Raw genomic sequence first — 14,279 nt, forward strand, 5'->3', positions numbered from 1 at the left:
AACGCGAGCGCCTTGGGGCCTAAGCTTTATCCATCCCTTTCTGGCATCTCTCGGAGGCAGCCATGGACGATGGTATCTTCATGATTCTTTTCAGCCTGCTCGCACTCATCCTGCTTGGCGGCGGCTACTACGCCTGCGTCGTCTTGAACAAGGATCGGCGCGACGTCGAAAAGCACGATCAGCTGCGCTGATCGCCCACCTCGCAGACATCCACCCAGCGCGCCTCGCTGAGGGCGGCCAGCCGCTCGGGCGTGAGGCGCACGGCGCTGTGGATGGCGCCCGCGGCGGGTAGTACCTCGTCGAAGGCCTTGAGCGATTCGTCGCAGTAGACCGGCAGCGGGGTGGTCAGTCCGAACGGGCAGACGCCACCTACTGGATGTCCGGTGAGGCCTTCCACGGTAGCGGCATCGAGCAGCTTGGCCTTGCCACCAAAGGCGGCCTTGAGCTTGCGGTTGTCCAGTCGCGCATCGCCGCGGGCCACCAGCAGCAGCTGCTGATCCCCGACTTTCAAGCCCAGGGTCTTGGCGATGCGCCCGGGCTCCACGCCATGGGCGGCTGCCGCCAGGGTGACGGTTGCGGTACTGGTGGTGGCCTCGAGGATCTCGAGGTCGGGCGCGATGCGGGCAAGGTGCTGGCGGACGGAGTCGAGGCTCATGGGCGTTCCTGTGAGGGAAAAGTCCGACTCTCGACAATCCACCGCGCCTGCGTCAAGGCTGACTCAGCACTCCACGAAGGTCACGGCCAGGCCGCCGCGGGAGGTTTCCTTGTACTTGCTGTGCATGTCCGCACCGGTTTCCTTCATGGTGCGGATCACCTGGTCGAGGGAGATGAAGTGCTCGCCGTCACCGCGCAGGGCCATCTGGGCGGCGTTGATCGCCTTGACCGCGGCGATGGCGTTGCGCTCGATGCAGGGGACCTGCACCAGGCCTCCTACCGGGTCGCAGGTCAGCCCGAGGTTGTGCTCCAGACCGATCTCGGCGGCGTTCTCCAGTTGCGCGGGGCTGGCGCCCAGCACCTCGGCCAGGCCCGCGGCGGCCATGGCGCAGGCCGAACCGACCTCGCCCTGGCAACCCACCTCGGCGCCGGAGATGGAGGCGTTCTTCTTGCACAGGATGCCGACCGCGGCGGCGGCGAGCATGAAGCGCACCACGTCGTCGTCGCAGGCGTCGGGGTTGAATTTCATGTAGTACATCAGCACCGCCGGGATGATCCCGGCCGCACCGTTGGTGGGCGCGGTGACCATGCGGCCGCCGGCGGCGTTCTCCTCGTTCACCGCCAGGGCGAAGAGGTTGACCCACTCCATGGCGGAGAGGGTCGAGCCGATGACGTTGGGCTTGCCGATGGCCTGCAGACTCTGGTGCAGACGGGCGGCGCGGCGACGCACCTTGAGGCCGCCGGGCAGGATGCCTTCGTTGGCAAGGCCGTTCTGGACGCATTCGCGCATCACGTCCCAGATGCGCAGCAGGCCGCTGCGGATCTCCTCTTCGGAGCGCCAGCGCTTCTCGTTGGCCAGCATCAGCTCGGCCACGCCCAGGCCGTGGCTGCGGCACAGGTGCAGCAGCTCGGCGCCGCTGGAGAAGTCATAGGGCAGTTCGGTGGTGTCGTTGTCCAGCACGCCGCTGGCGGCCTGGGCGGCGTCGACCACGAAGCCGCCGCCGATGGAGTAGTAGGTCGCCTCGGCCACCTCGCCGGTGGCGCCAAAGGCGGTCAGGGTCATGGCGTTGGGGTGATAGGGCAGACTCTCGTCCAGCAGCAGCATGTCTTCCTGCCAATCGAAGTGGATCGCCTGGCGACCGGCCAGCAGCAGCTGACGTTCATTGCGCAGCGCTTCGATGCGTGGCTCCACGGCGGCAGGATCGACGCGATCCGGCCACTCGCCCATCAGGCCGATCAGGGTGGCGCGGTCGGTACCATGGCCGACGCCGGTGGCCGACAGCGAGCCATAGAGGCGCACCTCGACCCGCTTGACCTGTTCGAGCAGGCCTTCGTCGACCAGCCGCTGGGCGAAGAGGGCGCCGGCCCGCATCGGGCCCACGGTATGGGAACTGGACGGACCCACGCCGATTTTGAACAGGTCGAAGACGCTGATGGCCATGTCGGTAATCCCTGATTGAGCTTGAATGGTCGCCAGACAAGGTGCCGGCGGATGGCTCATAGTGGTGATAAGCCCTCAGCTCGCACAAACGAAAGCTTCTAAGCGATCCTTTAGCGGAACTCATCGATGAGCCGGATCCTCAATGCCCAAACCCAGGCCTGGTTACAGGTCTTCGCCTGCGCCGCTCGGCATCTGTCCTTCACGCGCTGCGCCGAAGAGCTGCACGTGACGCCCGGCGCCATCAGCCAGCAGATGCGCCAGCTGGAAGAGCGGCTGGGTTTCAAGCTGTTCCATCGCGTCGCGCGTGGCCTGGAGCTGACCGCCGAGGGCCAGCGCCTGGCGACCACCCTGAATCAGGCCTACGGGCTGATCGATGCCGAATTGCGCCGTCTCAACGCCGGTCAGTTCGGCGGCGTGGTGCGGCTCCGGTCGATTCCCTCGTTCCTGGGCAAATGGCTGACCCCGCGGCTGCCGCGCCTACAGGCCCGCTTTCCCGATCTGCAATTGCGCCTGGTGGCCGAGGACAGCAGCTGGTCGCTGCGCGAGGGCGAATTCGACCTGGCCATCGACCTGAACGACGGCAGCTATCCGGGCCTGGCCTCGACGCCGCTGATGGAGGAGGAGATCTTTCCAGTCTGCGCCCCCAGTCTGCTGGCGGGACGCCCGCCACTGGAGCGACCGGAGGACCTGGAGTTCTATCCGCTGCTGCATGACATCACCGCCTGGCGCGGCAGCTACGAATACGCCGAATGGGAGTTCTATCTGGCCAGCATCGGCGCCCCGGCGCTGGACGTGCGGCGGGGCCATACCTTCAACCGCAACCACCTGACCATCGAAGCGGCCATCGCCGGCATGGGCGTGGCCATCGCCCGCCGCGCCCTGATCACCGACGAACTGGCCCGTGGCGTGCTGGTGGTGCCGCCCTTTGGCCGCTCAGTGCCGGCGCACAAGAGGTACATGCTGCTCTATGCCCAGGGTGCGCTAGCCGATCCACGCCTGCGCGCCCTGCACGACTGGCTGGTGCAGGAGGTGGATCAGATGGTGCTGGCGCAGCCGGCTTAGGAGCGGTCCACGACCGCGATAGGATGCACCCAGGCCCGGTAGCGAGGGCTAACGACACAAGCCTGAGAGAGGGATCGCGGCCATGGGTCGCTCCTACAGGCTATCGTAGGTTGGGTTGAGCGCAGCGAAGCTCAACAGTGTTTGCCTCGGCACCGGCATGTTGGGCTTCGACGATGGCGCCTTCTCAGCCCAACCTACGGTCGATAGCGGCCAAGCCTTCAACGCCCCAGTTTGCGCAACTCGTCCGATTCAACCACTCGCACGCCCTTGCCTTCTTCCAGAGCCAGGCGCCACAGCGCCCGGGCCAGGACGGCGGCTTCGATGCCGTGCCACTTGCCCGGCAGCCACTGCGACAGCGGGGCGGCCAGGCGCTCGCCCAGGCGTTCTTCCTGGCGCTGGCCGATCAGCAGTGACGGCCGTGCCAGGGTCAGTTGCGTCCAGCCCTGGGCGCGCAGGGCCTCTTCCAGCTCGCCCTTGACCTTGTTGTAGAAGATCGAGGACTGCGGATCGGCGCCGATGGCGCTGACCACGATGTAGTGGCGGGCGCCCAGTTCCAGGGCGCGCTGGCCCACCGCCAGGGGCAGGCCGTAGTCCACGGCGCGAAAGGCGGCTTCGGAACCGGCCTGCTTCATGGTGGTGCCCAGGCAGCAGAAGGCCACATCCAGCGGGCCCTCCAGGGTCGGCAGCAGGCTGTTGAGGTCACCTACCGGGTTGTCCAGCCGGGCGTGTTCCGCCAGCGGACGGCGCGTCGGCGCCAGCACCCGGGGTACCGTCGGCTCGTTGAGGAGGCGGTCGAGCAGGTGTTCGCCGGTCAGGCCAGTGGCGCCGGCGATGAGGGCGTGCTGAGGCGTCAGGTACACGGGGCTCTCCTTGTAGCGGCGACCGCTGATGTCAGGTTGGACCTCAGGCGTTCCGGTTGTTCGTCAAGGCCCTGGGCGAAAGCCGCACTCAGCGGCTCGCACGCCAGGCGCGCCACTTCTGCAGCACGGCAGGCGGCGCCCAGAGCTGGGGCTCGGACGGATCGAAGCCTTCGGTCTTCTCGCGCACCGACACGGTGTCGCGAGCGCGCTGGAAGGCCTGCTCGGGATCGTCGGTGTGCTGGAAGGCCTCGGCGAACAGGGCACGGCCGAAGTAGGTGAAGTCGGCTTCGTCGGTGCAGCCGAAAGAGGTGCGATCGGCCTTGGAGGCGGTCATCACCAGGGTATGGTCGTCCTGCAATTGCGGGATGAAGCCGCCGCTGTAGCAGCTGGAGACGATGATCAGCTTGTCGCGGCCGCGCAGGGGCGCGAGCAGGCGGCCCAGCTCCGCGGCCGGCAGGCTGGAGAGGTCCAGGCCCGGTTGGGAGAGCACCAGCTGATGGTCGGCCGAGCCGTGGCTGGTCAGGTAGATGAGGATCAGGTCTTCGGGACCGGTGCGCTGGGCCAGGGCCTGCAGACTCTGGTAGAGATTCTCGCGAGTGGCCAGCGGATGGTCGCTGCGGATGTCCTTGGCGTTGATCAGGTGGACGACATCGCGGGCGCCCCAGGTGGTGGTCAGGAAGTTGGCCACGTAGTTGGCTTCGCGCTGGAATACGCCCTGACCGCCGTCACCGGCCAGCACCAGGCCATAGAGTTCGGTGGCGGAGGTGGAGGCCGGGATCTGCTGCAGCTCCTGGTCGAGCACCTTGCCCTGGTCGAGCAGGGCGCGCTCCAGCGGATCGGCGATGTATTGGCCCTGGTCGTCGCGGATGCGCTTGCCGCCCTCCCAGAGACCGCGTTCGACCTGGCCGTCGGCGCCGGTCAGGACGCCCATGCCGGCATAGACGCCATCGGCGAAGTTGCCGCGATAGACGCTGCCGTCGCTGTTGGTGAGCACACCCTGGCCGTCGAACTTCCAGTTGCGGAAGGCGCCGCGATACTGGCTGCTGTCGCTGCCGACGAATTCGCCGTTACCGGTCAGCTCGCCGCCACTGAAGCGCCCGCGCCAGAGATCGCCACCAGCGCTGCGATAGACGCCGGCTCCTTCGAACTGGTCGTCGACGAATTCGCCGTCATAGCGATCGCCACCCGGCTCCTGCCACTGGCCGACGCCATTGAGGTGGCCGTCGTTGAAGGTGCCGATGGTCTGGGTGCCGTCGCTGTCGAGCTTGGAGCCCTGGCCCTGCATGCGACCGTTGACGAAGCTGCCATGGTACTCCCAGCCGCTGCTGCTGATCAGATTGCCCTGGCCATGGTAGAGACCGCGGCGAAAGGTGCCCTGGTAGTAGGTACCGTCGGCGAATTGCTGTTCGCCGGGGCCTTCGGCAAGGCCATCCTTGAAGCGACCCTTGAGCCAGTTGCCGTTGGGCCACTCGATGCGGCCGCTGCCGTTGAGCAGGCCGCTGACGATCTCGCCGGTATAGACCCCGCCATCGGGCAGCCTCACGCTGCTCGCGTTGGGCGCTGCCTGGACAGCGCAGGCCGCCAGCAACAGCGCGGCGAGGGCGAGACGGGGCAGGAGGGCGCTCATAGGTGGGGTCGGGCGGGCGCGTCAACGCGCCTCGAGCCGGACCAGGTGACGCTCCAGCGTCGCGGAGTAGGGTTCCAGGAGACGTTCCACGCAACTGGCCCCGGCGGGGCTGGCGATGGTGCGGATACGGGCGCGTTTACGCAGCAGCTCGTCCTCGGCGATGCTCTGCTCGACCAGCAACAGGTTGCGACTGTGGCGACTCAGCGCCTGGGCATTGCGTACGGTGGTGTTTTCCAGCAATTGGGCGAGCTCCAGGCCGGCGAGGCGTTCGCCCTGCGTCAGACCCAGCTGCAGCTGCAGGGTTGCACCGCTGCCGACCACTTCCACCTGCAGCGCGTGACCGAGGGCGCGCATGATCTCGCCGCAGCAGAGCGCGCGGGTCAGGTAGTCATCGTCGTCGCTGCGCTCGTGGAAGAGGATCAGGCTGCCGCCATCCTTGAGGGTGTGGAGTTCGCCGTCATAGAGCTCGGTGGCCTGCTGCAGGCAGTCGCGATAGCGCTCCAGCAGCTGTTCGAGGCGGCTGCGCGGCAGCCGGCTGAGCTGGTCCTGGGCGCCGAGCTGGATGGCCAGCACCGCGGAGGTGACGATGTCGGGCTCGGTGGGCACTACCGGGGCCGGCGTGGGCGGCGGCTCGGTGAAGGAGTCCGGCACCAGATCGGCGAAGGCATCGGCGTCCAGTTCGTTGTCGGCATCCGCCGCAGGCGCCTTGCGGGCAGCCGGTTTGGCGGCGGGAGCTTTGCGCGCGGGCGGCGGCTTGACGCTCAGGCCACCCTGCTCGTCGGCGAAGGGATCGTCGTCCTCGGCCACTTCCGCCTTGGGCGGCTTGGGCGGCACCAGGCGGCTCTGCAGTTGGCGCGCCAGGTCGCCCAGTTCGTCGAGACGCCCGGCGCCCGGTGCGGGATCGTCGGGATCGCGCAGCCAGATGCGCAGTTCCAGCAGCGGAATCGACAGCTGGCGACCGAGCCGCAGGCTGAGGATCAGGGTCAGGCCCAGCAGGATCAGCCCCAAGAGACCCATGTTCTGCAGGCTGATCATCATCGGCTGCTGGAACTGGTCCATGTCCAGCGCCAGGCGCACCTGGCCGGCGGTGACGTCCTGGAAGCGGATCGGCGTGCTGTAGATGCCCTCGGTGGCGGTCAGCAGGCCCTGGCTCGGGCGGGTGCCGGACTCGGCCAGCACCCGGTTGTCCGGGCTGTAGACCGCGGCATGGGCCACCAGCGGATTGCGCGCCAGGTTGCTGAGCAGCACGTTGAGGCTGAGGTTGTCGTTGGCCACCAGCAGTTCGGCGGCGGAGTTGGCCGTCTGGGTCACCAGGCTCTGACCGACGGCGTCGGCCTGCTGCTGCATGGCATGGCGGAACTGCATGCTCATGATGCCGGCATAGATCACCAGAGCGGCCGCCACCAGCAGCAGGCTGTGGGAAACGATGCGCAAGGCCACCGGCACACGACGCTGGCGCAGGGCTCGGTAGATCAGCAGGAAGAAATTATCGGGCTTGACGGTCGCGGGGCGGGTCACAGAAATCGTTTCTTTGGACAAAAAATGTGCGGCCAGTATAACCAGCGGGCCAGGGGCGCGAAAACGGCGAATGCAGGGCTTCGCCCGCAAAAGAGGCCGGCGGTGGACTCCCGCCGCCAGCCGGTGCCCATGGCTCGGCACCGCCGGGGCGAAAGGGTAGACTGCGCGCTTTTCCGCGAGGGGATCGCCATGCAAGACGTTATCGGACTCCAGGCCGTAGGCATCCTGCCCGCCGACTGGTTGGCTGCGCTCACCGGCGCCCTGGCCGCGGCCGGTGCTCGGCTGGAATCGCTGCAGCAGCAGGGTCTGGACAACAGTGCCGCGGTGACCCTGCTGGTCAGCCCGGCCAGTGCCGGCGCCGCGCTGGGGCAGGCACTGCAGGCCCTGGGGCTGCAGGTGGCGCCCCTGGCGCAGCCGGCACCGGACAGCGGCGAAGCCCATGTCCTGACGCTGATGGGCCGCAGCCTGGCCGATCTGCCGCTGACCCGGCTGGCCGCGCTGTGCCGCGAGCAGGGCCTAAACATCCACGCCATCCGCGCCCTGAGCGAGCCGGGCGCGACCGCGCGCGCCGCCCTGGAGCTGCGCGTCACCGGCGAGCCGCACGAGCCCCAGGCCCTGCGCGCGGGCCTGCTGGCACTGGCCCAGGAAGGCCAGGCCGACATCGGCTGGCAGCCCGACGACCTGCAGCGGCAGCATCGCCGGCTGGCGGTGTTCGACATGGACAGCACCCTGATCCAGGCCGAGGTCATCGACGAACTGGCCAAGGCCGCCGGTATCGGCGAGCGGGTGGCGGCCATCACCGAGCGGGCCATGCGCGGCGAGATCGATTTCCGCGCCAGCTTCACCGAGCGCATGGCGCTGCTGCAGGGCCTGTCCGCAGAGGTGCTGGAAGACATCGGTGCCGGGCTGCGTCTGACCGAGGGCGCCGAGCGGCTGTTCGCCGAGCTGAAGCGGCTGGGCTACAAAACCGCCATCCTCTCCGGCGGCTTCACCTACTTCGCCCGCCAGGTGCAGGCGCGGCTGGGCATCGACTACGTCTATGCCAACGAACTGGAGATCGTCGACGGCAAGCTGACCGGCCGCGCCGTCGAGCCCATCGTCGATGCCCAGCGCAAGGCCGATCTGCTGCAGGAACTGGCCAGCCGTGAGGGCCTGACGCTGGAGCAGACCATCGCCGTGGGCGATGGCGCCAACGACCTGCCGATGCTGGCCCTGGCCGGTCTGGGCGTGGCCTTTCGCGCCAAGCCACTGGTGCGCCAGTCCGCCCGCCAGTCGGTGAGCGTGCTGGGCCTGGATGGCGTGCTCTATCTGCTGGGCGTGGAAGATCGTCTGACCCAGGGCTGAGCCTCCCAGCGGCCATCGCGGTCCGCCGCTGCGGCCGCGATAAACCTATCTCAAGCTGGGTCGCTGCTACTCGGCATGGAACTCGTAGTCCATCGCCTGACTGGGCTCCTGCAGGTAGTAGCCCTGGATGAAGTGCACCCCGACCTGCCAGAGCTGAGCCAGCACGCTGGCGCTCTCGACGAAGGGGGCGATGGTCTGGACATTCTGGGCGCTGAGCTCGGCGACCAGGGCCTTGAGGCGCTCCTGGTGGTCCGGTTGCGCCAGGTCCTTGATCAGCTTGCCCGACAGCTTGACGTAATCCGGCACCAGCAGGCGCAGCGCCGCCAGCGGCGGGTCACCGGCAGCGAAGCCGCTCAGGGTGACCGGATGACCCTGGCGGCGCAGCCGTTGCGCCATGGCCAGGGCCTGCTCCGGTTGGGCCAACAGGTCTTCCTCGCTGAGCTGAAAGATCACCGCCTCGGCGTCCAGCTGCTGCGCTTGCAGGGTTTCCCTCAGCCAGGGCAACAATTCCAGATCGCCCAGGGTCGCGCCCGAGAGGTGCACGAAGATGCGTGTGCCGTGGCCGCGCGCGCGGTGTTCGCCCAGCTGGCGCACCGCCTGGTGGATCACCCAGCGATCGATCTGGCCGCTCAGGCCGCTGTCACGGGCGGTGCGGGCGAATTCGGCCGGTGAGACCTCCTCACCCTGGGGGTTGATCAGCCGCAGCAGGGCTTCGTAGTACTCGTGACTGCCGCCGCGTAAGCCGATCACCGGCTGGAACAGCAGGCGAAAGCCGTTCTGCTGCAAGGCCTGCTTGACCATGGCCACCAGGTTGCCGCGATTGGCGGCGGCGGCCAGCTCTTCCTGGGGGTCGTAGCGTTTGCAGGCGTTGCCGCCCTGTTGGGCGACCTGGCGCGCGGAACGGTGCGCCCGGTCCACCAGGTCGCCGGCGCTCTTGGTATGGCTGTCCAGGCTGACCACACCGATGGAATAGCTGATGGCCAGATTACGTCCGGCCAGGGCCAGCGGCTGGCGCTCCTGACGGCCGAGCAGGCGCTCGAAGGCGCTGTCCAGGCTGGCGTCGGCCGCCTGAGGCAGAAGAACGGTAAAGGCATCGTCGGCGAAGCGCGACAGGGTCACCAGGGTGCCGAAGTGCTCGCTCAGGCGCTCGGCCAGGGCCACCAGCAACTCGTCCATGGCGCCTATGCCCAGCTCGGCCAGCAGGGTCGGATAGCGATCGATGCTCAGATAGGCGAAGCTGGCCGGCGCGCCGAGCCGGGCGCGCTCCAGGGCGTCTTCGAGCAATTCGAGCATGCGGCTGCGATTGAGCAGCCCGGTCAGGGTATCCTGGAAGCGCACCTCGCGCAGCTGTTCCTCGAGGGCCTCGGCGGCCGGGGCCGCGCGCTCCTCGCGCAGGTGCAACTGCACGCAGGGTTCGTCGAGATAGATGGCTGGCGTCAGGCGCAGGTGCACGCCGAGGGTGCTGCCGTCCTGGCGGACGCACCGGCAATCCAGTTCGAGGGGGCTGGGAGCGTCGCGCAACTGACGGAAGGCCTCGCGCAGCGCCGGCTGGTCGGCGGCGGCGATGAGGTCCATCAGCGGCGTGATTTCCAGGTCTTCCGCGGAGGGATAACCCAGCAGCTCCACATAGGCCGAGTTGACGTGGATATGCAGACCGTCGTGGACATAGGCCACCGCATCCACGGCATTGGCCAACAGCAGCTGGCAGCGCTGCTCGGCTTCGGCCAGGGCCTGTTCCAGGCGCCGGCGTTCATGACGCTCGGCCAGATTGCCCAGTTCGCGCAGGCTGGCCAGCAGCAGGTGCTCGTCGTTGTCGCTGGCGATGCCGTCGCGGGCGCCCAGGCGCAGGGCTTCGAGCACCGCCATGGGCTCCTCGGGTGCCACCCGCTGGATGACGGCGAGCTGAGGCGCCCGACGGCGTAAGAGACGCAGGGCGGCCAGGCTGTCGAGCTCAGGAGAAGGTGGGGCGAGGATGGCGAGGTCCCAGGATTGGGACAGGAGTTCGTCGAGATCCGCGGGGTCGGCCAGACGGTGGGCCCGCGTTGCCCGTCCGGCATTGCGGAACAGGCTGACCAGACGTTCCGCCTCGTTCTGCGATGCTTCGAGCAGCAACAGGCGGATCGCACTGTGTTCGGCAGCCATGGTCTACTCGCACCCTGGCGATAACGATAATCCCTCGAAGCTACAGAGACTTCCACAGCGAGTCAAAGTCTTCCTCCAGCCGCGCACTACCACTCGAAGGCCCTCCGTTAGGCTGAGCTCCGGTCTGTTCCAGCAGATGATATTCGAAGACGCTGAAGCTGACCGTCATGCTGCGGCGCCGGTCGAGCATGCCACGCTGTTCGTTACCCTGCTGATTGATCTGCACCTTGCTGCCTTCCTGGAAGGGCAGGCGCGGCGCGATCAGCGTCGGCGCCTGATCGATGGCCTTGATCTCCGGCAGCAGCAGCGCACGCAGGTACTGGCTGTTCTGCTCGGCCTTGCGCAGCAGCTGCAGACCGCAGGGCCGCGCGGTGGGCGCCAGCAGTTCGACGCCCATCTGGGTGCCACTGCCGGGCACCTGGCGTACCCAGCGCACCACCGCCGGGCCCCAGTTGTGATCCTCGGGCAGGCGCACGCCGAGCAGTTCACCGGCCTGTAACTGTTCGGGCACTTCGCCGCTCCAGCTCAGGCAATAGCCACCGGGACTGTGGTTGACCACCTGTACCGCATGGATCGGAAAGGCCGGACTGGCCGCCTCGCCGTCGCCGGGCAACACGTCGTAGTGGATTTCCTCCAGGGCCTCTGTGCTCCAATCCAGGGCATCGGACGCCCGGGTATCGGCATCGAAGGCCAGCGACCAGACGTCTTCCTTGGGTTTGGGGGCAAAGGTTTCCGGGGCCGCCGCGGCCGACAGCCGCAGGGTGTCGGCGAACACCTGGCCACCCGCGAGCTGATAGTGCAGGGCGCTCATGCCGATGCAGACCTGTACCTGGCCCTGACCGGGCATGCGCTGGAAGGCGCGATCCGCCTCCTGCCCCCAGGCCCCGACCAGGTGTTGCAGCAGATCCAGGGACAGATCGCCGTGCACCGGCAGGCGCGCGCGCGGTCGCTGTTCCGGTGCCAGGGCCAGATAGTCCTCGATGGCCTGCACCAGTTGCTGCGGGGCGAGCCCCAGGAGACCACTGAGGTTGGCTTCGCGCAGCAACGAGCGATAGCGCGGCGGGGCGTCGATCTGCGGCGCCACCACCATCAGGGTGCCGTTCTGCTCGGGGCCTTGCAGGCGGATCAGGCCGGCCCAGTCGTCCAGGTGCAGGGTCAGCTGGGCGATGTGGCTCTGGCGCAACTGGTTGCAGCGGGCGGCGCCAAACAGCAGGGCGGCGCCATAGGCCTGGGTGATGGTCTGGCTGCCGTCGCCGGGCAGCAGCTCATCGCGAATTTTCTGGTTGTGCAGGCCAGTGGTCACCGCCAGCCGATAGAGTTGATGCAGCTCCAGCCAGAGGTTGTCGTGCACCGGTGTATAGAGCTGGGCGGCGCGGATCAGCGGCCCGAGCAGGGCGCGCAGGGCGCGCTGGATGGCGGTGGCGAGCAGCGTGCTGCTTTCGCCGCGCTCGCTTTCCTCGACCACGATCAGCTTGTAGCCGGCGGCCAGCAGGTTCTGCAGGGCCTGGCAGAGATTGGCGACCTTGCGCGAGCGCTCGTCGAGCACGATGGCTTGATTGAGCACATGACGTTCGAGCAACTGGCAGACCCGCTGCACGTCCGGGCGCAGGGATTCGAGCAGGCGCAGCCGGGCTTCCGGTGTCAGAATCAGCCGATTGAGCTCCAGCAGCCCCTGATAGAGCAGCCGGGCGAATTCACCCAGCTTGGCCCGCGGCAACTGCTCCAGCCAGCGCTTGAGGCCGGCTGGTGTGGCGTCACAAAACGTCAGGCTGCGCTGATCGGGCGTCGGTACCCGCAACATGAGCTGTGGCCTTTTGCTATCCATTCGCCGCGCGCACTCCTGTTTCGATGGGCAATGAACCGCGCATCTAGGCGAGAGACCCTGGCTCGGAAACGGTGGTCAAGGGGGCCGGCGTGGTCGGAACCCCCAGCAGTTGCCCCATGTTGACGGTGGACAGGGCGCCGAGTTCAGCGGACCAGTTCACCGCGTCCGGACCGAACAGCACGATGGCGGTGGAGCCCAGCTTGAAGCGACCTAGCTCGTCGCCGGTGCGCAGGGTGATGGGCGCGCGCGCGGCCTCGTCGTAGGCGAAACGCTTGAGTTCGCGCTTGGGTGGCGTGACCAGGCCGGCCCAGACCGTCTCGATGCTGGCGACGATCATGGCACCGACCAGGATGACCGCCATGGGGCCCACGGCGGTATCGAAGATGCAGACCACCCGCTCGTTGCGGGCGAACAGCTCGGGCACGTTCTCGGCGGTGAGCTGGTTGACCGAGAAGATGCGCCCGGGCACATAGACCATCTCCTTCAGGGTCCCGGTGAGCGGCATGTGCACCCGGTGGTAGTCCTTGGGCGACAGGTAGATGGTGGCGAAATGGCCGCCCATGAAGGGCGCGGCGCGCAGGCCGTCGCCACCCAGCAGCTCCAGCAGGCTGTAGCTGTGGCCCTTGGCCTGGAAGATGCGGCCGTGCTCGATGCGGCCGAGCTGGCTGATGGCGCCGTCGCTGGGGCTGACCACCGCGCCGGGCTCGGCTGGCAGCGGGCGGGCACCGGGCTTGAGGGCGCGGGTGAAGAAGGCGTTGAAGTTCTCGTAGGCGGTGGGGTCTTCCACCTGGGCCTGGCGCATGTCGACGTCATAGTGACGGACGAACCAGCGGGTCAGCAGATTCTTGAACCAGGGCGCCCGGCACTCGGCGAAGCCACCGATCACCCGCGACAGCAGATGGTGCGGCAGCAGGTGCTGGGCAAGGATGAACAGTCGGTCTTGCAGTTTCATGAGAGGTCCTTGGCAGTCATTCGATGGGGGTGTCGGGGTGGTTGCCCCATTCGCCCCAGGAGCCGGCATAGGCTTTGACGCGCGGATAGCCCAGAGCCTTGGCCGCGAGGTAGGTGAAGCCGGATCGGTGATGGGTCTGGCAGTGGGTGATGATTTCCTTGTCGCGGGTGATGCCCAGGCGCTCCAGTTCGGCGGCCAGGTCTTCGCGGATGCGCAACTGGCGCTCGCGATCCATGCCAGCGGTCCACTCGAAGTTGATCGCGCCGGGGATGTGGCCGCCGCGGGCGGTCAGCACCTTCTCGCCGCGGTATTCATCGGCGCCACGGGCGTCCCAGATGGCCAGGTCTTCGGCGCCCAGCCGGCTCTGCAGATAGGCCCGGCTGGCGGTGGGCTCCTCGTGCAGAGTCAAAGCGACCGGTGCGCCCGCCGCAGCGGGTACCTCGGTGCTCAGCGGCAGGCCGGCGGCGATCCAGCCCTGGCGCCCGCCGTTGAGATAGTGATAGTGGCCGTGCCCGATGACATCGAGCAGCCAGATGAAGCGTCCGGCCCAGCCGCCGCCTTCGTCGTCATAGACCACGTAGACGGCCTCGTCGCGCTGGCCCAGTTCACCGAACAGCCGTTCCAGGTCCGCCTGGGCCGGCAGCAGGCCGGGCGCCGGCTTGCTGCCCAGCTGGGTGCGGGCGGGTGTGACATGGCGCGCGCCGGGCAGATGCCCTTCGGCATAGTGGGCGGCGCTGCAGAGATCCACCAGGATGAGTTCGGGCGCATCCAGGCGCGCCGTGAGATCGGCCGGTTCGATCACCAGGGGCAAGGCGGAAAAGGGCATCGCGGATTTCCCGTCGGTCCGTAGAAGG

12 protein-coding genes are annotated in these 14,279 nt (G+C 67.8%); 3 read left to right on the forward strand and 9 right to left on the reverse strand.

The features are described 5' to 3' along the window. Positions 1-62 precede the first annotated feature (62 nt). On the forward strand, positions 63-191 hold the full coding sequence (locus BMZ43_RS26975) for a hypothetical protein (RefSeq protein WP_017642879.1): 129 nt from the start codon (positions 63-65) through the stop codon (positions 189-191). Here BMZ43_RS26975 and BMZ43_RS21190 read toward each other — a convergent pair. Both BMZ43_RS21190 and BMZ43_RS21195 read right to left on the reverse strand, forming a co-directional pair. After that, entirely contained in the window at positions 179-655 is a 477-nt protein-coding gene (locus BMZ43_RS21190; RefSeq protein ID WP_017642880.1) for a YbaK/EbsC family protein, read from the reverse strand. The genes BMZ43_RS26975 and BMZ43_RS21190 overlap by 13 nt on opposite strands. A gap of 63 nt (positions 656-718) precedes the next feature. After that, positions 719-2,095, reverse strand: a complete 1,377-nt coding sequence (locus BMZ43_RS21195; protein WP_093256347.1) for an L-serine ammonia-lyase — start codon at positions 2,093-2,095, stop codon at positions 719-721. A gap of 126 nt (positions 2,096-2,221) precedes the next feature. Here BMZ43_RS21195 and BMZ43_RS21200 point away from each other — a divergent pair, with 126 nt between their 5' ends. Further along, complete coding sequence (locus tag BMZ43_RS21200) at positions 2,222-3,157, forward strand: LysR substrate-binding domain-containing protein (protein WP_017642882.1); 936 nt, start codon at positions 2,222-2,224, stop codon at positions 3,155-3,157. 218 nt (positions 3,158-3,375) lie between these two features. On the opposite strand, the gene BMZ43_RS21205 is transcribed toward BMZ43_RS21200, so the two are convergent. From BMZ43_RS21205 to BMZ43_RS21215, 3 genes are all read right to left on the reverse strand, one after another. Next, positions 3,376-4,017 carry an oxidoreductase gene (locus BMZ43_RS21205; RefSeq protein WP_017642883.1) on the reverse strand — a complete coding sequence of 214 codons (642 nt, stop codon included), beginning with the start codon at positions 4,015-4,017 and terminating at the stop codon, positions 3,376-3,378. Positions 4,018-4,105: 88 nt separating this feature from the next. Next, entirely contained in the window at positions 4,106-5,644 is a 1,539-nt protein-coding gene (locus BMZ43_RS21210) for a C13 family peptidase (RefSeq protein ID WP_017642884.1), read from the reverse strand. Between the two features lie 21 nt (positions 5,645-5,665). Next, on the reverse strand, positions 5,666-7,162 hold the full coding sequence (locus tag BMZ43_RS21215) for an AhpA/YtjB family protein (protein WP_017642885.1): 1,497 nt from the start codon (positions 7,160-7,162) through the stop codon (positions 5,666-5,668). Between the two features lie 189 nt (positions 7,163-7,351). On the opposite strand from BMZ43_RS21215, the gene serB reads away from it, so the two are divergent. Next, entirely contained in the window at positions 7,352-8,506 is a 1,155-nt protein-coding gene (gene serB, locus BMZ43_RS21220) for a phosphoserine phosphatase SerB (protein WP_064307654.1), read from the forward strand. Between the two features lie 66 nt (positions 8,507-8,572). Here the strand turns inward: serB and BMZ43_RS21225 are convergent, their stop codons facing one another. The 4 genes from BMZ43_RS21225 to BMZ43_RS21240 are packed head-to-tail and all read right to left on the reverse strand — an operon-like array spanning position 8,573 to position 14,251. Next, on the reverse strand, positions 8,573-10,648 hold the full coding sequence (locus tag BMZ43_RS21225) for an EAL domain-containing protein (RefSeq protein ID WP_064307616.1): 2,076 nt from the start codon (positions 10,646-10,648) through the stop codon (positions 8,573-8,575). 40 nt (positions 10,649-10,688) lie between these two features. Beyond that, on the reverse strand, positions 10,689-12,473 hold the full coding sequence (locus tag BMZ43_RS21230) for a molecular chaperone (protein ID WP_371913899.1): 1,785 nt from the start codon (positions 12,471-12,473) through the stop codon (positions 10,689-10,691). Positions 12,474-12,516: 43 nt separating this feature from the next. After that, a complete protein-coding gene (gene asd, locus BMZ43_RS21235; protein WP_064307618.1) occupies positions 12,517-13,425 on the reverse strand; it encodes an archaetidylserine decarboxylase in 909 nt (302 codons plus the stop codon). A 16-nt stretch (positions 13,426-13,441) separates the two neighbouring features. Continuing rightward, positions 13,442-14,251, reverse strand: coding sequence for a rhodanese-like domain-containing protein (locus BMZ43_RS21240; protein ID WP_064307619.1), 810 nt, complete (start codon positions 14,249-14,251; stop codon positions 13,442-13,444). Positions 14,252-14,279 lie beyond the last annotated feature (28 nt).

Source organism: Pseudomonas sp. Snoq117.2, assembly GCF_900110545.1.
Classification (GTDB): Bacteria; Pseudomonadota; Gammaproteobacteria; order Pseudomonadales; family Pseudomonadaceae; genus Chryseomonas; species Chryseomonas benzopyrenica.

Coding starts and splice junctions, on each gene's coding strand:
- BMZ43_RS26975 (WP_017642879.1), top strand. CDS start 63: ATGGACGATGGTATCTTCATGATTCTTTTCAGCCTGCTCGCACTCATC.
- BMZ43_RS21190 (WP_017642880.1), bottom strand. CDS start 655: ATGAGCCTCGACTCCGTCCGCCAGCACCTTGCCCGCATCGCGCCCGAC.
- BMZ43_RS21195 (WP_093256347.1), bottom strand. CDS start 2,095: ATGGCCATCAGCGTCTTCGACCTGTTCAAAATCGGCGTGGGTCCGTCC.
- BMZ43_RS21200 (WP_017642882.1), top strand. CDS start 2,222: ATGAGCCGGATCCTCAATGCCCAAACCCAGGCCTGGTTACAGGTCTTC.
- BMZ43_RS21210 (WP_017642884.1), bottom strand. CDS start 5,644: ATGAGCGCCCTCCTGCCCCGTCTCGCCCTCGCCGCGCTGTTGCTGGCG.
- serB (WP_064307654.1), top strand. CDS start 7,352: ATGCAAGACGTTATCGGACTCCAGGCCGTAGGCATCCTGCCCGCCGAC.
- BMZ43_RS21225 (WP_064307616.1), bottom strand. CDS start 10,648: ATGGCTGCCGAACACAGTGCGATCCGCCTGTTGCTGCTCGAAGCATCG.
- BMZ43_RS21230 (WP_371913899.1), bottom strand. CDS start 12,473: ATGGATAGCAAAAGGCCACAGCTCATGTTGCGGGTACCGACGCCCGAT.
- asd (WP_064307618.1), bottom strand. CDS start 13,425: ATGAAACTGCAAGACCGACTGTTCATCCTTGCCCAGCACCTGCTGCCG.
- BMZ43_RS21240 (WP_064307619.1), bottom strand. CDS start 14,251: ATGCCCTTTTCCGCCTTGCCCCTGGTGATCGAACCGGCCGATCTCACG.